This is a genomic window from Pseudomonas sp. PME37.24/006 (assembly GCF_055556635.1).
The window spans coordinates 181,640-198,591 of sequence record NZ_JBVHNL010000001.1; the positions used below are offsets into that span (position 1 = coordinate 181,640).

Sequence of the window (16,952 nt, forward strand, 5' to 3'; positions counted from 1 at the left end):
GGTTGCACCATTCTAGTGCTTGAGTTGTCCGCATGTTCAGCTTTTTATGGCTGGCGCAGGTTGCTCAAAACAATTTCAACGGTTCTTCGTTCAAGGCTGCGATTTGTTCGCGCAGCATCAGAATCTGCTCGCCCCAGTACCGCTCACTGCCGAACCAGGGGAAGCTCTGTGGAAAGGCCGGATCGTCCCAACGCCGCGCCAGCCAGGCGCTGTAGTGCATCAGCCGCAAGGAGCGAAAGCCCTCGATCAGTGGCAGCTCGCGCGGGTTGAAATCGTGGAATTCCTGATAGCCGTCGACCAGCTCGGCGATCTGGCCAAGCCGCTCGTGGCGCTCGCCAGCGAGCATCATCCACAGATCCTGAATTGCCGGGCCCATGCGGCAGTCATCCAGGTCGACCATGTGAAAGGTATCGTCGCGACACAGCAGGTTGCCCGGGTGGCAGTCGCCGTGCAGGCGAATCGCTTTCACCGGATTTTCCGCGAACAGCTGATCCAGGCGTTTGAGCAGATCACGTGCTACCGACTCGTAGGCCGGCAGCAGGCTGCGCGGTACGAAGTTGCCCTCCAGCAAGGTCGCTAGGGAAGCATGGCCGAAGTTGTCCACTCGCAGGGATTCGCGATGGGCGAACGGGCGCAGTGAACCGACCGCATGCATTCGTCCGAGCAGTTGGCCGAGTCGATAGAGTTGATCCAGGTTGCCGGGCTCCGGCGCGCGGCCGCCACGGCGCGGAAACAGCGAAAAGCGGAAGCCGGCATGCTCGAACAGGGTTTCGCCATCGCGCTGCAGCGGCGCCACCACGGGTACATCGCATTCGGCCAGCTCGGCAGTGAAGGTATGTTCTTCGCGGATCGCCTCATCGCTCCAGCGATCCGGTCGGTAGAATTTGGCGATCAGCGGGGTTTCCCCTTCGATGCCTACTTGGTAGACGCGGTTCTCGTAGCTGTTCAGCGCCAGCACGCGGGCGTCGCTGAGGTAGTTCAGGCTCTCGACGGCATCCAGAACCAGGTCGGGGGTGAGGGCGGCGAAAGGATGAGACATGGGCAGCTCCGTCGGTTGGCCGCAGAGTGTAACGCCTGGGGCCATTCGGCACGGTCACTATTCGTATTGCCTAACCAAGAGGTATGGTTTGTTGGGCTGAAACGAATCACCTTTCGGGGGCAATGTTTGCGCCTTTCGAGGCCAGTTGGACCGTATCGGCAATGGCCCAGGTACCCATTAGGTGAGCTTCAGGCCATCAGGGCTCAATTGTTTTACACGCGAAATGCCTGCACTGCCTGGTTCAGTTGGCCACTCAGTGCCTGCAGCTCGCCGCTTTGGGCGCGTCCCTGGCTGATGCGCAGCAGGTTGTCGCTGCCCAGTTGATGGATGCGTTCGCTATGGTCGCGAATTTCGCTTACTGCGCCGCCCTGATAAGCGGTGGCGTCGGCGATGCGCCCGGCCATGCTGGTGATGGTACGTATTGCGCTGACGATTTCATCCAGGGCACCGTCTGCCGTACGTGCCTGGTTGGCGGTTGCTTCGGCGTGTTCGACCTGGCTGCGCATTGCGACCAGCGACCCATTCGCCGCCTTTTGAAGGCGCCCGATCACATCCTGAATCTGCGTGGTGGCCGCGCTGGTGCGCAATGACAGCGTGCGTACTTCGTCCGCCACTACGGCAAAACCGCGACCAGCCTCGCCGGCTCGGGCTGCTTCGATGGCGGCGTTGAGGGCGAGCAGATTGGTCTGCTCGGCGATGCTGTGGATAACCGTCAGCACGCTGCCAATAGTGCCCGTTTCCTCGGCTAGGCGCTCGATGGACTGGGCGTTGCTTTGCACTTCCTCAACCAGGGCATGCAAGCCAGTCAGGCTGTTGCCGATCACCTGCTGACCCTGTGCTAACGCTCTGTCGGCGTCGTGGCTGGCGGTCGCGGTCTGGCTGGCGTCGTCAGCGACCTGAAGGATGGTCGCTTCCAGTTCGCCAAGTGCGTCACGAATCTGCGCGGTATCGCTGGCCTGGCGTTCGGCGCCGTCGTGCAGGCCGCCGCTGAGATCGGCTAGCGTGTGGCTGGAGGCCGACACCTGGCCGGCGTGCAGGTGAATGGTGCCGACTAGGTCGACCAGGTAGGCGCGCAGGCGATTCAGCGACTCCTCGATATCACGCAGCTCGCGGGTGTTGGTGGCCAAGTGAATCTCGCGGCTGAAGTCGCCAGCTGCCCACGCCGAGAGTGCTGGCACCAGGCGCTCGAGCAGGCGGCTGAGGCGGCGCTGCAGGGTATCGATGATCAGCGCGATAAGCAGGATCAGTGCGACCATGGCACCAAGGATCAGGCGTACTTCGCCCTGGATACGGCCATGCTCGGCACGCACTTGCGGCTCCAGCGTGGTGAAGGACTGTTGCACCGCATCCAGCCGAGTGCGGGTGGCGGCGGCCAGCTGGCTGCGCTGCTCAATCAGCGTTCGGGTACGCGCCAGCTCGCCCGGGTAGCGGCCTATCAGGCTATTGAGCTCACGTTTCAGGGCGATTCCGCGATCTTCCACTTCGTTCTCCTGGCTGTCAGTGTCCAGGCCCATCAGCGAAGCGAAGGCGTTACCGCCTGATGCCGCTTCATCGGTGACGCCGAGCAGTGCCAGGTTGTCGATGGTTTTCGCCAGCTCCTGCAGCGAAAGCACTTCGCGCTCTACGTCCGCGGCCAGTTCGCTGCGCCCGCTGCTGACCAGCTTGTCACGTGCCAGTGCCAGGCGGGCGAGGTGCTGGGAGGCCTCGAACAGCGGGCGGCCATAGGCTTGTGCCGCTTCGCCCTGACCTTCATCGGCATACTTGGCGATTTGTGATAACGCGCCGGCTATTTCCCGCTCGGACTGGATCAGTAGCCCTTGGGGATCACCGGACAGTTTGCCGGCTGCGAGCAGTTCATCAGCCGTGAAGGTTTTCAGGTCATTCAGGTTGTTACCGAGATCACCTGCGAGGTTGGCAGGCAGTTGGGCGATGTTTTGCTGTAAAGCATCGACGCCCTGCAGGGCGGCGCTGTGGCGCAGGGCGTCACCGCTTTCCAGGTAGCCTAGGATGTTGCCTGCGGCCTCACGTTGGAATTGCTGGGAAAGGCCCAGATACTGCTCCATCAGTACATAAGGGCGCTCCAGTGCTCGCTGTGACCACCATAGCGTGCAGGCCAAGGTGATACCGACACTGACCAGCAGCAGGGTGTTGAGATTGGTAAGTGATTTAAGGCGCATGGGACTCGACCGACGACTGAACGGTGGTGGCACTGCGCCATGCAGTGCTGCGGTGTCGGTAAGTTATTGCACCTTCATGACAGGGGTGTGACGCCGTGCGCTGGGTCACAAAGAGGGCGCCATCCACATGACGGGCGGCGGTGGTGGTGATCCTGCAGGTGTGATCGCGTCAGCCGTTAGCGCAACATGTGGGGCGTCGAACTGACGTGCCTGATCCAGGCATCACCTCAGTCGTACACCTCGACGCGGTTACGGCCGCCATTCTTGGCGCGGTACAGCGCCTCATCGGCGCGCTGTGACAGGTTCTTGCTATCCAGATCGTCACGTAGTTCGGCGATACCGCAGCTGAAGGTACAACTGAGATCCTGAGGATGCGCGGGGTAATGGATTTCGGCGAAGCGCTTGCGCACTTCATCGATCACCTTGGCGGCGGTGCGTGCGTCGGTATTAGGCATCACCACGGCGAACTCTTCACCGCCATAGCGGCCGATGCAGTCGCTCTTGCGTAGCCGCTGCTTGAGGAACAGCGCCAGGCTCTTGATCACCCGGTCGCCCATGGGATGGCCGTAGTTATCGTTGACCTTCTTGAAAAAGTCGATATCGATCATGGCGAAGCTCAGCGGCTGCAAGTCGCGCTGGGCACGGAAGCGCTCATCTTCGAGCAACTGCAGTGTATGGGTGTGATTGAACAGGCCTGTGAGGCTGTCACGCACCATGCGCGCCCTGAGGTTGCGGGCACGATCGGCACGGTTGCGTACGGTGGCGATCAGGTGCCGCGGTTTGATCGGTTTGGTGAGGAAGTCGTCGCCGCCTTCGCTCATGGCATCGAGCTGCTTGTCGAGGTCGTCTTCGGCAGACAGATAAATGATCGGTACGCTGACGTAGCGGTCGTTGTGGCGAATCACCTTGGCCAGCTCGGTACCGCTGCAGGCCGGCATGTACATGTCGAGGATGATCAGATCCGGCTGGAATTCGGCCAGTTCGGCCATGGCCTGAATCGGCTCGGTGAGGGTACGGGTGACGATGCCGGCACTGTTGAGCACTCGCTCGGTGTGGGTAGCCTGGGCGCGGGAGTCATCGATGATCAACACGCGGTACGGTTCGTACTGGGCGACGTGGGTGAGCACCTCGATGCGTTCCAGCAGGCTTGAGGCGTCCAGCGTACCGGTGAAGAATTCGCGTCCGCCAACGCGTACGGCAGCCAGACGGGTTGGTGTGTCGGTATCTTCATGACTGTAGAACAGCAGCGGAATCTTCTCTTGTAGCCCTTCCTGGACATCTTGCGCCAGGAGCAGGCCGTTGCCGCTGCCGGCAAAGTCGATTTCCATCAGAATCGCCGCTGGGTGGCGTTCGAGCATGGCGGCGCGGAAGGCATTGGCGGTGTCCAGCGGCCTGGCGTTCATGCCGAAGAACTCCAGTTGTTGGGCCAGGCGCTCGGCTCGCTCCAGGTGTTGCAAAGCGAGGTAAACCGGTTTGCGCAGCGGCGGCAAAGTGGTTTGCTCGAAGCGGTCGCCGTGGCGCAGGCCTGTGCGCGAGAGGCGCTGCATCAACTGATTGAGCTCGCTGATCACCTCACTGTTGAGTCGCCCACGATTGGCATCCACTGCGCTCAGGCAGGCGACGATGCGTTGCGCCAACTGGCGGTGCTCGACCTGCTCGAAACGCTCGGCATAGCGCTGCAGCAGTTGTGCCGCTTCATGCAGCTCCTGCATACCCGCATCGTTCCATTCGGCGTGCTGCAGGCGCTGCCAGACTTCCAGAACCTGGCGAGCCTGGTGGATGACGCGCTGGGCGAAGTGCTGCTTGAGCCGGTCGCGGCTGGGATCTTCGTGCTCGGTCATGGGCCTTTAATCTGCGTGGGGCGGCGAATCGCTACCGAGTGGTGGCGTCATGCTATCACCGGGTGATTATTTTGCCATTCCTTTGGCATTAATGCTGTGAATCGCCCCGCACGATGGGTCATGTTGAACAAACAGCTTTATGCCGACCTACTGGTGTGGTGATGGTTCCTGCGCGTTGTCACGTCGTGAACAGGTTGCGACGCTGCGCAGCGCAACAGCCTTCCCTTATAGTGAACAGCGTAGGCTTGCTAGGGAGCTCGTTGGGTCGCAAGTATTAGCGCAACCCTCCTTTCGGCCTGTGGTCGAAGCTCAGATATGTTGCAGATCAAAGGATAATCGCCATGCTTGATTGGAAGAACCGCACCTCCGGTACGCACAGTGCCAACGATGGCGCTACCGCTGGATCACGCCGCCGTGTCGGTGGTCGACTAGGCGGGATCATTGCCGTCCTGCTGGGTGTTTACCTGCTAGTGACGCTGGTCGTCGGCTGGTACTGGAGCCAGGAACCGGACATGTTCCCGGTGCAGCAACGCGTGCAGGCTGCAGCCGAAAGCAGTCAGCGTCAGGTGGTCAACGGTTATACCTCGGTGGAAACGCTCAAGCAGGTCGCCGAGACCCTGCTCGACAAGCCGGGCGGCTTCCTGTCCAACGACCTGGCGCCGCCGGGCCTGTGGCTCGACAACATGCCGAGCTGGGAGTACGGCGTGCTGGTGCAGGTACGTGACTTCTCCCGTGCGCTGCGCAAGGACTTCGCGCGCTCCCAGTCGCAGTCCACCGAAGATGGCGACCTGGCCCGCGCCGAGCCGCGCTTCAACTTCGATCACCGTAGCTGGGCGCTGCCTGCTGCCGAATCGGAATACCGTGACGGCATCAATTCTCTGGATCGCTACCTGGCTCGTCTGTCCGAGCCGGGGCAGGGTGGCGCACGTTTCTACACCCGTGCCGATAACCTGAACAACTGGTTCGGCGATGTCGCCACCCGTCTCGGCTCGCTGTCACAGCGGCTGTCGGCCAGCGTTGGCCAGGTGCGCCTGAACACCGAAATCACCGAGACCACTCAATTGGCGGAAGGTCAGGTGCCTGAGGTGACTGAGCGCACCTACGAAACGCCATGGCTGCAGATCGACAACGTGTTCTATGAGGCACGTGGTCAGGCCTGGGCGCTGTCGCACCTGCTGCGTGCCATTGAGGTTGACTTCGCCGACGTGCTGGCCAAGAAAAATGCCACCGTCAGCGTGCGGCAGATCATCCGCGAGCTGGAGGCGGCCCAGGCCACGCTGTGGAGCCCGATGGTGCTCAATGGCAGTGGCTACGGCATCCTCGCCAACCACTCGCTGGTGATGGCCAACTACATATCGCGTGCCAACGCGGCGGTGATCGATCTGCGCCAACTGCTCTCCCAAGGCTGATTGGTGGTTATCGCCGAAACCGAGGTGGCGCACCGCGCCGCCTCGGATGCCGAGCTGATCGCCTGGGTCGACGAGCAGGATCAGCTGCTGGGCGCGCTCCCTCGCGCCGAACTGCGCAATCGCGGCCTGATCGGCCGCGGCACCTTCATCTTGCTGTTCAATTCGGCCGGTGAGCTCTGCGTGCATCGACGTACCCTGAGCAAGGCCGTGTATCCCGGCTACTGGGACGTGGCGGCGGGCGGCATGGTCGCGGCTGGCGAAGAGTATCTGGCATCGGCCGCGCGCGAGCTGGCGGAAGAGCTGGGCATCCGTGATGCCGTTCTGCGTGATCAAGGCCGATTCTTCTTCGAGCAGCCGGACAACCGCTTGTGGTGCGCAGTGTTCTCGGCGGTATCCGATGCGCCCTTGATACTGCAGCCTGAAGAGGTGCTGGAGGCCCATTTCGTCACGGTGCAGGCCGCATTGCTCGATACGCAGAGCAAACCGTATTGCCCCGACTCGCTACAGGCCCTGCAGCACTATCTGGCCAATCGATAGCAAGGCGATGAGGATTGCCCGCGCTACTGATCGGGCGCGGGTCGCCAATCCATCAGCCTGTGGCGCATTTCGGTTCTTAGCATGGGCCGGCTTTGTCGTTACACTGCGCCGCTTCGCCAATCCACTGAGGAAAAATGCGGTGGCCAATAAAACCTCTTCATTCGCTGGGCTCGGTGGCCTGGTGTATTCCACTGACGCCGGCCGACATTGTCCGGATTGTGGGCAGCCAGTGGATGCCTGCATCTGCTCGCGCACGGCGATCCCTGAAGGCGATGGCATTGCTCGGGTACGCCGCGAGACCAAAGGCCGCGGCGGCAAAACGGTGACCACCATCAGTGGCGTGCCGTTGGCCGAAGAGCCGCTCAAGGAGCTGGCGTCTGTGCTGAAGAAGCGTTGTGGCTGCGGCGGCTCCCTGAAAGATGGGGTGATCGAGATTCAGGGCGACCACGTGGAATTACTTCTCGCCGAACTGCTCAAGCGCGGCTTCAAGGCGAAGAAATCCGGCGGCTGATGGCCGCCGACAGGCAACTTTCTAAACTTACCGATGGCTCGGCCAGTCCACTGCCGAGCATTCGTCATTTCCAGGCTTTATGCTCGCTCGACTCTATTCGACAGCATCAGCTCATTTGCAACAAGGGAGACCTCAATGGCCGCACGACGTACACGCAAGGACGATGGGAGCCAATGGACGGTGGCCGACAGCCGCAGCGTCTATGGTATTCGCCATTGGGGCGCGGGTTATTTCTCCATCAATGAGGCCGGCCGTGTCGAGGTTCGCCCCAACGGGCCGGGCAGCACGCCCATCGACCTCCACGAGCAGGTCGAAGAGTTGCGCCAGAGCGGTCTGTCGCTGCCATTGCTGGTGCGTTTTCCGGACATCCTGCAGGATCGTGTGCGTAAGCTGACTGGCGCCTTCGACGCCAGCATCGCGCGGCTGGAATACAACAACCGCTACACCGCGCTGTATCCGATCAAGGTGAACCAGCAGGAAGCGGTGGTGGAAAACATCATCGCGACGCAGAACGTCTCTATCGGCCTTGAAGCCGGTTCCAAGCCAGAACTGCTGGCGGTACTGGCGTTGGCACCGAAGGGCGGCACCATCGTCTGCAACGGTTACAAAGATCGCGAGTTCATCCGCCTGGCGCTGATCGGCCAGAAGCTCGGCCACAACGTATTCATCGTCATCGAGAAGGAATCGGAAGTCGCCCTGGTGATCGAGGAGGCCGCTGAACTCAAGGTAGCGCCGCAGATCGGTCTGCGTGTGCGTCTATCGTCCCTGGCATCCTCGAAGTGGGCTGATACCGGCGGTGAGAAGTCCAAGTTCGGCCTGTCTGCAGCGCAGCTGCTGTCGGTGGTCGAGCGCTTCCGTGAGGCCGGGCTGGATCAGGGCATCCGGCTCTTGCATTTCCATATGGGCTCGCAGATCGCCAACATCGCCGACTACCGCAAGGGCTTCCGTGAAGCCATCCGTTATTACGGCGAGCTGCGCGCGCTCGGCCTGCCGGTCGATCATATAGATGTCGGCGGCGGCCTGGGTGTGGACTACGACGGTACCCACTCGCGCAACGCCAGCTCCATCAACTACGACATGGAAGACTACGCCGATGCGGTAGTCGACATGCTCAAAGAGTTCTGCGACCGCCAGGAAATCCCCCATCCGCATATTTTCTCGGAAAGTGGCCGGGCGATGACTGCGCACCACGCGGTGCTGCTGGTGCAGGTGACCGATGTCGAGCGCCACAACGACGAGGTGCCGGAAATCGACCGCAGCGTCGAGCAGCCGGAAGTGCTGCAGGTGCTGATCGACCTGCTCGGCGACAGCGATCCGGAAATGGTCGCCGAAAGCTACTGGCGCGCCACTCACTACGTCAGTGAAGTGGCTGCGCAGTATTCCGCCGGCAAGCTCGACCTGCCGCAGAAGGCCCTCGCCGAGCAGTGCTACTTTTCCATCTGCCGCCGTCTGTACAACCAGTTGAAGGCGCGTCAGCGTTCGCACCGTCAGGTGCTCGACGAGCTCAACGACAAGTTGGCCGACAAGTATATTTGCAACTTCTCGGTATTCCAGAGCCTGCCTGACACCTGGGCGATCGGCCAGATCCTGCCGATCCTGCCGCTCAATCGCCTCGACGAAGAGCCGCTGCGCCGTGCCGTGTTGCAGGATCTGACCTGTGATTCGGATGGCAAGATCAACCAGTACGTGGACGAGCAGTCCATCGAAACCAGCCTGCCGGTGCACGAACTGCGCGACGGTGAAGATTACGTGCTGGGTATCTTCCTGGTCGGTGCTTATCAGGAAATTCTCGGTGACATGCACAACCTGTTCGGTGACACCGATTCGGTGAACATCTACCAGAACCAGGACGGCAGCGTTTACCACGCCGGTATCGAAACCCACGACACCATCGAGGACATGCTGCGCTACGTGCACCTGTCGCCCGAGGAGCTGATGACTCATTATCGCGACAAGGTGGCCAGCGCCAAGATCAGTGTGCGTGAGCGTACCCAGTTCCTCGACGCCCTGCGTCTGGGCCTGACGCGCTCCTCGTACCTGTCGTACTGAGAACCGGCGATTTGCCGCGGCTCGCTTGCGAGTGGCGGCTGTTCTGCAAGCCGGCGTGATGGTGACCAATCGCCGGCAAGCCGGCTCCTACGGGATCGTATAGGTTGCGAAACTGTAGGAGCTCGCTTGCGTGCGATTCGATCGTAGCCGTTCTGCGCGAATGGTCACTGATCCCGCAGTCGGGCGCCTGTATTCCGATCACCTGTAAAGGAGGCATCGCGATGAAAGCCATTCTGGCTCTACTGCTGTCGGCACTCGCCATCACTGCTCACGCTGCCGACGATCCTCTCCAGGCCGAGCTCTGGAAAACCCGCCCGTTGATCCTGCTCGCCGACGATGCCAGCGATCCGTTGCTCGTCCGGGTGCGAGAAGCCTTGGCGCAGCCTGCCAACCGTGAAGCTTTCGTCGAGCGCGACATGGTGCTCTACACCGTTGTGGGCAAGCAGGGGCAACGCAATGACCAGCCCCTGGATGCCATCGCCACCAAGCGCCTGCTGCTGGCGCTGGATGCCGGCAGTGAGCGGCCACAGATCATTCTGGTCGGCAAGGATGGCGGTAAGAAGATCCAGCAAGGCGCCGATGCGGACTTGCAGGAAATCTTCGCCACCATCGACCGAATGCCCATGCGCCAGGGCGAATGATCCGCTGATGGATCAATGATTTTTACCTGTCTTGGCTCTATGGGTAGGGCCAAGCCGCCTTTAAGGTAGCGTCCATCTGATGCAGAGGACGCCAGCATGTCTCAACCTGTCACCCTTCGTACTGTGCAAGGCAATGCCGAGTGCCTGGCCTGCTTTCCTGTCATGCGCGAACTTCGGCCGCACCTTGACGACGCCCATGCGTTTGCGTGTCAGGTGCAGCGTCAAGCTTCCCAGGGGTATCGCCTGCTCGCCGCTTGGCGAGGAGATCAGGTCGTTGCGCTGGCCGGCTATCGGCTGCAGGAAAACACCCTCTACGGACGTTTCGTCTATATCGATGACCTGATTGCACTGCCCGACGAGCAGCGTGGTGGCCTCGGCCAGTTGCTGATCGAGGCGGTGCGGGCGCACGCCATCAGTACGGGCCATGCCTACCTGGTTCTGGACACCGCGCTGGGCAATGCCCTGGCCCAGCGGTTCTATTACCGCCATGGCCTCCTGGCGCGCGGCATGCACTTCGTTCAACCGCTGTTAGAGGAGGTCGTATGAAACGTATTTTGCTGCTTGAGTGCAGCCCGCATCGGCAGAAGGCCTGCGGCAGCCAGGTGGCGCGGCAACTGATAGCGCGGCGCTGGCCAAGTGCTGACGTAATAGAGCGCGATCTGGCCGGTGAGCCGCTACCACCGCTCAGTGCCGAATATGCATCGGCGCTGACCGGCTCCGCACCCTTCGATGATCCTGCCTTCGCCTGCTCCGAGGCCTTGATTGCCGAGCTGGAGGCCAGCGACTGCCTGATCATCGTCACCCCGATGCACAACTTCAGCGTGCCCGCAGCGCTCAAGCTGTGGATCGATTACGTGCTGAGAATCCATCGCAGTTTCACCACCTCGGCGCAGGGCAAGGTCGGTTTGCTGCAGGATCGGCCCACTCTGGTGCTGGTGAGTGCCGGCGGCTTCTATCATGGTGAGCAGGCACGTCAGTCGGATTTTCTCACTGCTTACCTGCGCCATGTGCTGAGCACTCTGGGTATCACTCAGGTTGAGTTCATCCATCAGCAGGGCATGGCCCTGGGTGCCGAGTCGTTGCAGGCGGCCCTGACCGGGGTGCTGCCACAGTTGGAAAAAACAACAAATTTCTTCTCTAGCCCTCCACGGAGATAACGCCATGACCACCTTGCGCCTGCCCTACAGCCAGCTCTCAGCCGACGCCTACAAAGGCCTGCTGGCCACCAAGAACGCCCTGGCTGCCAGCAGCCTGGGGCTGCCGCTGATCGAGCTGGTGTACCTGCGCATTTCGCAGATCAACGGCTGCGCCTTCTGCCTGGAAATGCATGCCAAGGCGCTACGCCAGGGCGGAACGCCTGAGGCGAAACTCGACAGCCTGGCCGGCTGGCGCATCAGTGGGCACTTCAGTGATGCCGAGCGGGCTGCGTTGGCCTGGGCCGAGTCGCTGACCGACATCGCGCAGACTCACGCGCCTGATGAGGTCTTCGAGCCGCTCAAGGCGCATTTCGACGATACGCAGATCAGCGACCTGACCTTCGCCATCTCGCTGATGAACGCCTTCAATCGTCTGGCGATTGGGATGCGCCAGTAGCCCGCAGACGCTAAAAGGCAGAAGCGGCCGGTCGCGATCTCGTGGGAGGGGCTTTAGCCGCGAGCTCTTTACGCCTAACTAGGCAAAATCGAGGCTAAAGCCTCTCCCACAAAATCCTCTGCTCACCGTCCGCTTTCGCCATCCTGCCGCCCTTCATATAAGCAGCATCCCAGCCGCTCCGAGCAGCAGTATCAAATACCTGTCCGATCCGCCAGCAGGCTGCGGTCGAACACGAACACGCCGTCGGCCTGTTCGGTCAGTTCCCAGAGCTGCTGAGGGCGGCCCATTTTCGGGAAGTTCTTTTCCCCGGTGTCGCGAATCCAGCCGGCTTCCTTCATGCGCTCCAGGCGCTTGCGCAGCGAGGTGTTGTTGATCGTCGTACCCAGGCAGGCCTGGGCTGCATTCAGGGCGTCGAGCACGGTGAAGCGTGGCGGGGCCAGGTACAGGGGCAGGCTGGTGTATACCGATTTGCCCGCCAGGCGCTCCAGGCTGAGGCGCACCAGATCCCCGTGGTCAAAGGGCAGGGCGATGCGCCCGTCCAGCACCTCGTCCAGTGGCACGAAACGCAGGCCATCATCGGCCGTTTCAGTGTCCGAGGCCAGCAGCGCCAGGTAGTAGGTGCTCATCGACCAGCCACGTGGATCACGGTTGGCGCTGCCCTCGGTGCCGACCTGTTCCAGGTGCCGTGGTACAACCTGGGCCTTGTCGCGCAGTACGCGGTGGGCGGCGGCCTCCAGGTTCGCATCCTGGGTGCTGCCATTGACGATCACCCCCGGTAGCGCCCATTGCCCGATGAAGGGCTCACGCTCGCGGCGGTGCAGCAACAGGTGCAACTGCCGGCTCTCGGCATCCATGCGCAAGGCGATCAGGTCGACACTCGCCAGTACTTCAGCAGAACTCACATCGCCCTCCTGTAAATCGTCATGTCGGCCTGGATTTCCGGCAGTTGCCAGGCCTCAGGGATCGTTTGCCCGGCAGCGATCATCGCGCGAATCGCGCTGCTGTGCACGGTCATCTCCTCATCTGCCACCAGCAGGCCGAATTGCTGGCGCAGGTCTGCTGCGCGGTAAAAGGTGGTCAGCCGATCGAGGTTGTCTTCGCCGATTACCAGCGCCAGGCGCTGCGGTGACTGGTGGTGCTCTTGAGCGATGTGGCTCATCAGGTCGTAGCTGTAGACCACCTTGCCGTCGGCACCCAACTGACGCTCCACGGCCGAGCACACTACGCGTTCGCCGAAGCGCTCCGCCAGCCGTTCGACCCAGGTGCAACGCAGCTCGAAGCCCGCCATGCGCTTGGCATCGGCGTGCCGGTAGCTGGGCACTACCACCACTCGATCCGCCACTTCCAGCGTGCGCTGGATGACGCTGGTGTGACCGGCATGGGGCGGATCGAAGGCACCGCCGTATACAGCCAGGGCGAAATGCTGCGGCGTTGGCTCGGCACTTGCGGCGGCGTAGGTCTGGAGTGATGACGACAGCATCGTGAATCTCCGCGTGGGTGGGTGTTGACAGATATAATACACCTGGTGGATTATGTGTCCACCCCGCAGCGATGCGGCTCCACCAGCAGGAGGTGTCAGATGAAGATCGCCACGTTCGATGTCGATGCGCAAAAGGGCTTCACCAGCCTGTGCCCCGATGAACTGCCTGTGACCGGCGGTCACGAGATCGCCGCGCCGCTCAACGACATGGCGCGTCGTGGCACCCTGCGCCTGGGCAGCAAGGACGCCCACGCCCCCAACGCCATCTGGGTGGTGGAAAGCCATGCCCAGATGCTCCAGCCGCTGAGCCATGCCAACGCCGACCTGACCTGGGTCAGCCACTGCGTACCGGGCACGCCTGGCTTCGAGCTGCTGGACGAGCTGCCGGCGCCGATCGACTACGACTTCTTCGTCTGGAAGGGCGTCGAGCCCGATCTGCACCCTTACGGCGCCTGCTTCCACGACCTGGCTGGCAAGCGCAGTACGGGCGTCATCGAATACCTCAAGGTCGCCGGTGTGGAGGCGGTGGTGGTCGGCGGCCTGGCCCTGGACTTCTGCGTGCAGAACACCGCATTGCAATTACGCGGCGCCGGCTTCCAGGTGTTGCTGTATCTTCCGGCTTGCCGGGCCATTTCCGAAGCCGGCGCAACGCAAGCCATCGACCAGATGCGCGCGCAGGGCATCACCATCTGCGCCGACAGCGGAGCGCTCGACAGCGAGCTGGCCCGCTTCGAGGAGAATGACCATGAGTGAGAGCGTATTCGCCCCCAGCATCATCCAGAATCTGCTGGATACCGACTTCTACAAGCTGACCATGATGCAGGCGGTGCTGCACAACTACCCCAACGCCGAAGTGGAGTGGGAGTTCCGTTGCCGTAGCAGCGAGGATCTGACGCCGTATCTGGCGGAAATCCGCTATCAGATCGAACAACTGGTCAACACCTCGATCACTCCGGATCAATTGGCTTATCTGGAGAAGATTCCCTTCATCAAGGCTGACTTCATTCGCTTCCTCAGCCTGTTCCGTTTCAACATGCGCTACGTGCACGTCGGCACCGACGCGGCCGGCCAGCTGGCGATCCGCGTGCGCGGGCCCTGGTTGCATGTGATCCTCTACGAGATCCCGTTGCTGGCCATCGTCTCGGAAGTTCGCAACCGCTACCGTTACCGCGAAGTGGTGATCGAGCAGGTGCGCGAGCGGCTTTACGAGAAGCTCGACTGGCTCAAGGGTGAGGCATCGGCCGCTGAGCTGGCAGACTTTCAACTGGCTGATTTCGGCACCCGTCGGCGCTTTTCCTACCGCGTGCAGGAAGAGGTGGTGCACATCCTCAAACGCGATTTCCCGGGCCGCTTTGTGGGTACCAGCAACGTGCACCTGGCCCGTGAATTCGACCTCAAGCCGATCGGCACCATGGCCCACGAATGGTTCATGGCGCACCAGCAACTCGGCCCGCGGCTGATCGATAGCCAGAAAGTGGCGCTGGAATGTTGGGTCAAGGAATACCGCGGTCTGCTCGGCATCGCCCTGACCGACACCATCGGTATGTCCAGCTTCCTAGAAGATTTCGATCTGTACTTCGCCAAGCTGTTCGATGGGCTGCGCCACGATTCCGGTGATCCGCTGCAATGGGCCGAAAAGGCCATCGCGCACTACGAAAAACTGGGTATCGATCCGCAGGGCAAGACGTTGATCTTCTCCGATGGTCTGACGCTGCCCAAGGCGCTGGAGCTGTATCGCGCGCTGCATGATCGTATCAATGTCAGCTTCGGCATCGGCACCAACCTGACCTGCGACATTCCCGGTGTGGAGCCGATGAACATCGTCATCAAGATGATCGACTGCAACGGCCAGCCGGTGGCGAAGATCTCCGATACACCCGGCAAGACCCAGTGCCGCGACCCGAACTTCGTGACCTATCTCAAACATGTTTTCCGCCTCGACGCGAACTGACCAAGGGAGAGACACCATGAGCAACCGACAAGCCGAAATCGCCACCGCCCTGGGCGTCATCGCCCCGTTCTCCTCGCAGGCCGATGTGGACGCCGAGATCGCCAAGCGCATCGCGTTCATCAAGGCCACTCTGGCCGCTTCGCACACCAAGGTGCTGGTGCTGGGAATCAGCGGCGGCGTTGATTCTTCCACCGCCGGGCGCCTGGCACAGCTCACCGTCGAGCAGTTGCGCAGCGAAAAGCAGGATCAGGGCTACCGTTTCGTCGCCATCCGCCTGCCGCACAATGTCCAGCACGACGAAGCCGATGCCCAGGCCGCGTTGGCCTTCATCGCCGCGGACGAAGTGCTGACCATCGATATTGCGCCTGCAGTCGCTGGCCTGGCCGGGCAGATTCCCGAGCTGGGCGGGCTGGCCTCATCGCGTCGTGACTTCGTGCTCGGCAATACCAAGGCGCGCATGCGCATGCTGGCCCAATACACCGTGGCCAACGCGCGCAACGGCCTGGTCATCGGTACCGACCATGCGGCGGAGGCGGTAATGGGCTTCTTCACCAAGTTCGGTGACGGCGCCTGCGACCTGGCGCCGTTGAGCGGTCTGGTCAAAGGCCAGGTACGGCAGATCGGCGAGCGTCTTGGCGCCCCGGCGGCGGTGTTCGCCAAGGTGCCGACTGCGGATCTGGAAGACGAACGCCCGGGCATTCCCGATGAGCAGGTGCACGGCGTCAGCTACGACGATATTGATGCATTCCTGCAGGGCAAGCCCGTCAGCGAATCGGCCTACCAGGCCATCGTGCAGACCTACGACAAGACTCAGCACAAGCGCGAGTTACCGCTGGTGCCTTGAGCTCAGGCCGGCAAACCAGCCCGCTGCCCTGTCAGCGGGCTTTTATGTGCGCCCGTTGTTAGGCCTGTGTGCCCAGCAACACATGGCTGGCGGCGAACTGCGCACGTACCAGGCTGCCCACCATCAACCCCTGTTTGGCTAACTGCTCGCTGGGAGCCAGGGCGCACAGCGTTTGCCCGTTAGGCAGAGCGATGCGTACTTCGCTGGGGCCATCCGTTTCGCTCAGAATCTGCTCGATGGTTCCTTGTAGTTCGTTGAGTTCTGCATCAGCGTTTTGGCTAGGTGGACTGAGCTGTAACCAGCCAGCCTTGATCAACACCATCAAAGGCGCGCCGGGCTGCAGCTGCAAATGCTGGGTACTGCTGCGGGTGATCTGTGCCTGGATCGGCGAGCCGCCGGGCAACTCGATAGTGATCAGGTCATTGCACCCTTGGGGCTGGATGTTGCGTACGCGCCCGCTCAATTGGTTACGCGCGCTGGTGCGCAGCATCAGGCGGCCGAGCACCTGCAGGTCGGCATCATGTTCGGCGGCGTGCAGCACGTCAGCCTGAATCGCCTGCAGGCGCTGGTGCAGGTGCAGCAAGCGCTCGCCGGCCGGAGTCAGCCGCGCGCCACCACCGCCTTTTCCGCCGACGCTGCGTGCCACCAAGGGCTGCTCGGCCAGGTTGTTCAATTCGTCGATGGCATCCCAGGCCGCTTTGTAGCTCATGCCTGCCGCCTTGGCTGCACGGGTGATCGAGCCTTGCTCGGCGATCTGTTCGAGCAGGGCGATACGTTGCGGGCGGCGGGTGACGTGCTGGGCGAGCAGGGAGAGGTTGGTCATTGGCTGGGCGGCGGAATTCACGACGGCCGCTCACTGTGCGTGACGCTCCAGCCTCCG

At 61.9% G+C, this 16,952-nt stretch carries 17 protein-coding genes; 11 read left to right on the forward strand and 6 right to left on the reverse strand.

Going from position 1 to position 16,952, the window contains the following annotated elements:
- Positions 1-64: 64 nt before the first annotated feature.
- The 3 genes from ACZ3GY_RS00840 to ACZ3GY_RS00850 all read right to left on the reverse strand — a co-directional run bounded on the left by ACZ3GY_RS00840 (position 65) and on the right by ACZ3GY_RS00850 (position 5,057).
- A complete protein-coding gene (locus ACZ3GY_RS00840; protein WP_465908602.1) occupies positions 65-1,039 on the reverse strand; it encodes a serine/threonine protein kinase in 975 nt (324 codons plus the stop codon).
- A 212-nt stretch (positions 1,040-1,251) separates the two neighbouring features.
- Complete coding sequence (locus ACZ3GY_RS00845; protein ID WP_465908604.1) at positions 1,252-3,216, reverse strand: methyl-accepting chemotaxis protein; 1,965 nt, start codon at positions 3,214-3,216, stop codon at positions 1,252-1,254.
- Positions 3,217-3,443: 227 nt separating this feature from the next.
- Positions 3,444-5,057 (reverse strand): diguanylate cyclase, encoded by a 1,614-nt coding sequence (locus ACZ3GY_RS00850; protein ID WP_465908605.1) that lies wholly within the window; start codon positions 5,055-5,057, stop codon positions 3,444-3,446.
- Between the two features lie 341 nt (positions 5,058-5,398).
- On the opposite strand from ACZ3GY_RS00850, the gene ACZ3GY_RS00855 reads away from it, so the two are divergent.
- The 8 genes from ACZ3GY_RS00855 (at position 5,399) to ACZ3GY_RS00890 (ending at position 11,797) form a co-directional block, all read left to right on the forward strand.
- Complete coding sequence (locus tag ACZ3GY_RS00855) at positions 5,399-6,466, forward strand: DUF2333 family protein (RefSeq protein WP_465908606.1); 1,068 nt, start codon at positions 5,399-5,401, stop codon at positions 6,464-6,466.
- A 3-nt stretch (positions 6,467-6,469) separates the two neighbouring features.
- Positions 6,470-7,003 (forward strand): NUDIX hydrolase, encoded by a 534-nt coding sequence (locus ACZ3GY_RS00860; protein ID WP_465908608.1) that lies wholly within the window; start codon positions 6,470-6,472, stop codon positions 7,001-7,003.
- A gap of 139 nt (positions 7,004-7,142) precedes the next feature.
- Entirely contained in the window at positions 7,143-7,514 is a 372-nt protein-coding gene (locus ACZ3GY_RS00865) for a translation initiation factor Sui1 (protein WP_463563514.1), read from the forward strand.
- Between the two features lie 135 nt (positions 7,515-7,649).
- The gene (gene speA, locus ACZ3GY_RS00870) at positions 7,650-9,563 is read left to right on the forward strand and encodes an arginine decarboxylase (protein ID WP_465908609.1); all 1,914 of its coding nucleotides are present in this window, start codon (positions 7,650-7,652) and stop codon (positions 9,561-9,563) included.
- A gap of 221 nt (positions 9,564-9,784) precedes the next feature.
- Entirely contained in the window at positions 9,785-10,204 is a 420-nt protein-coding gene (locus ACZ3GY_RS00875) for a DUF4174 domain-containing protein (protein WP_465908610.1), read from the forward strand.
- Between the two features lie 96 nt (positions 10,205-10,300).
- Positions 10,301-10,750: a GNAT family N-acetyltransferase gene (locus ACZ3GY_RS00880; protein ID WP_465908611.1), complete on the forward strand. Its 450-nt coding sequence runs from the start codon at positions 10,301-10,303 to the stop codon at positions 10,748-10,750.
- On the forward strand, positions 10,747-11,361 hold the full coding sequence (locus ACZ3GY_RS00885) for an FMN-dependent NADH-azoreductase (protein WP_465908612.1): 615 nt from the start codon (positions 10,747-10,749) through the stop codon (positions 11,359-11,361). Before ACZ3GY_RS00880 ends, ACZ3GY_RS00885 begins: the two co-directional genes overlap by 4 nt.
- A 4-nt stretch (positions 11,362-11,365) precedes the next feature.
- Positions 11,366-11,797, forward strand: coding sequence for a carboxymuconolactone decarboxylase family protein (locus ACZ3GY_RS00890; protein ID WP_465908614.1), 432 nt, complete (start codon positions 11,366-11,368; stop codon positions 11,795-11,797).
- A gap of 191 nt (positions 11,798-11,988) precedes the next feature.
- On the opposite strand, the gene ACZ3GY_RS00895 is transcribed toward ACZ3GY_RS00890, so the two are convergent.
- Both ACZ3GY_RS00895 and ACZ3GY_RS00900 read right to left on the reverse strand, forming a co-directional pair.
- Positions 11,989-12,699 carry an NUDIX hydrolase gene (locus ACZ3GY_RS00895; RefSeq protein ID WP_465908615.1) on the reverse strand — a complete coding sequence of 237 codons (711 nt, stop codon included), beginning with the start codon at positions 12,697-12,699 and terminating at the stop codon, positions 11,989-11,991.
- Entirely contained in the window at positions 12,696-13,277 is a 582-nt protein-coding gene (locus ACZ3GY_RS00900) for an adenylyltransferase/cytidyltransferase family protein (protein WP_465908616.1), read from the reverse strand. Before ACZ3GY_RS00900 ends, ACZ3GY_RS00895 begins: the two co-directional genes overlap by 4 nt.
- Positions 13,278-13,376: 99 nt before the next feature.
- Between ACZ3GY_RS00900 and ACZ3GY_RS00905 the strand changes: the two genes are divergently transcribed.
- From ACZ3GY_RS00905 to nadE, 3 genes are read left to right on the forward strand one after another with little or no spacing between them, the layout of a single operon-like run.
- Entirely contained in the window at positions 13,377-14,030 is a 654-nt protein-coding gene (locus ACZ3GY_RS00905; RefSeq protein ID WP_465908617.1) for an isochorismatase family protein, read from the forward strand.
- Positions 14,023-15,228, forward strand: a complete 1,206-nt coding sequence (gene pncB, locus ACZ3GY_RS00910; RefSeq protein ID WP_463563523.1) for a nicotinate phosphoribosyltransferase — start codon at positions 14,023-14,025, stop codon at positions 15,226-15,228. Before ACZ3GY_RS00905 ends, pncB begins: the two co-directional genes overlap by 8 nt.
- A gap of 16 nt (positions 15,229-15,244) precedes the next feature.
- Positions 15,245-16,072 carry an NAD(+) synthase gene (gene nadE, locus ACZ3GY_RS00915; RefSeq protein WP_465908618.1) on the forward strand — a complete coding sequence of 276 codons (828 nt, stop codon included), beginning with the start codon at positions 15,245-15,247 and terminating at the stop codon, positions 16,070-16,072.
- A 58-nt stretch (positions 16,073-16,130) separates the two neighbouring features.
- Here the strand turns inward: nadE and ACZ3GY_RS00920 are convergent, their stop codons facing one another.
- On the reverse strand, positions 16,131-16,895 hold the full coding sequence (locus ACZ3GY_RS00920; protein ID WP_465909206.1) for a TOBE domain-containing protein: 765 nt from the start codon (positions 16,893-16,895) through the stop codon (positions 16,131-16,133).
- Positions 16,896-16,952: the final 57 nt, after the last annotated feature.

Bases quoted from the DNA above. Each gene is read 5' to 3' on its own strand.
- ACZ3GY_RS00840 (WP_465908602.1), bottom strand. From the start codon at position 1,039: ATGTCTCATCCTTTCGCCGCCCTCACCCCCGACCTGGTTCTGGATGCC.
- pncB (WP_463563523.1), top strand. From the start codon at position 14,023: ATGAGTGAGAGCGTATTCGCCCCCAGCATCATCCAGAATCTGCTGGAT.
- ACZ3GY_RS00855 (WP_465908606.1), top strand. From the start codon at position 5,399: ATGCTTGATTGGAAGAACCGCACCTCCGGTACGCACAGTGCCAACGAT.
- ACZ3GY_RS00890 (WP_465908614.1), top strand. From the start codon at position 11,366: ATGACCACCTTGCGCCTGCCCTACAGCCAGCTCTCAGCCGACGCCTAC.
- ACZ3GY_RS00850 (WP_465908605.1), bottom strand. From the start codon at position 5,057: ATGACCGAGCACGAAGATCCCAGCCGCGACCGGCTCAAGCAGCACTTC.
- speA (WP_465908609.1), top strand. From the start codon at position 7,650: ATGGCCGCACGACGTACACGCAAGGACGATGGGAGCCAATGGACGGTG.
- ACZ3GY_RS00875 (WP_465908610.1), top strand. From the start codon at position 9,785: ATGAAAGCCATTCTGGCTCTACTGCTGTCGGCACTCGCCATCACTGCT.
- ACZ3GY_RS00905 (WP_465908617.1), top strand. From the start codon at position 13,377: ATGAAGATCGCCACGTTCGATGTCGATGCGCAAAAGGGCTTCACCAGC.
- ACZ3GY_RS00880 (WP_465908611.1), top strand. From the start codon at position 10,301: ATGTCTCAACCTGTCACCCTTCGTACTGTGCAAGGCAATGCCGAGTGC.
- ACZ3GY_RS00900 (WP_465908616.1), bottom strand. From the start codon at position 13,277: ATGCTGTCGTCATCACTCCAGACCTACGCCGCCGCAAGTGCCGAGCCA.
- nadE (WP_465908618.1), top strand. From the start codon at position 15,245: ATGAGCAACCGACAAGCCGAAATCGCCACCGCCCTGGGCGTCATCGCC.
- ACZ3GY_RS00845 (WP_465908604.1), bottom strand. From the start codon at position 3,216: ATGCGCCTTAAATCACTTACCAATCTCAACACCCTGCTGCTGGTCAGT.
- ACZ3GY_RS00920 (WP_465909206.1), bottom strand. From the start codon at position 16,895: ATGACCAACCTCTCCCTGCTCGCCCAGCACGTCACCCGCCGCCCGCAA.
- ACZ3GY_RS00885 (WP_465908612.1), top strand. From the start codon at position 10,747: ATGAAACGTATTTTGCTGCTTGAGTGCAGCCCGCATCGGCAGAAGGCC.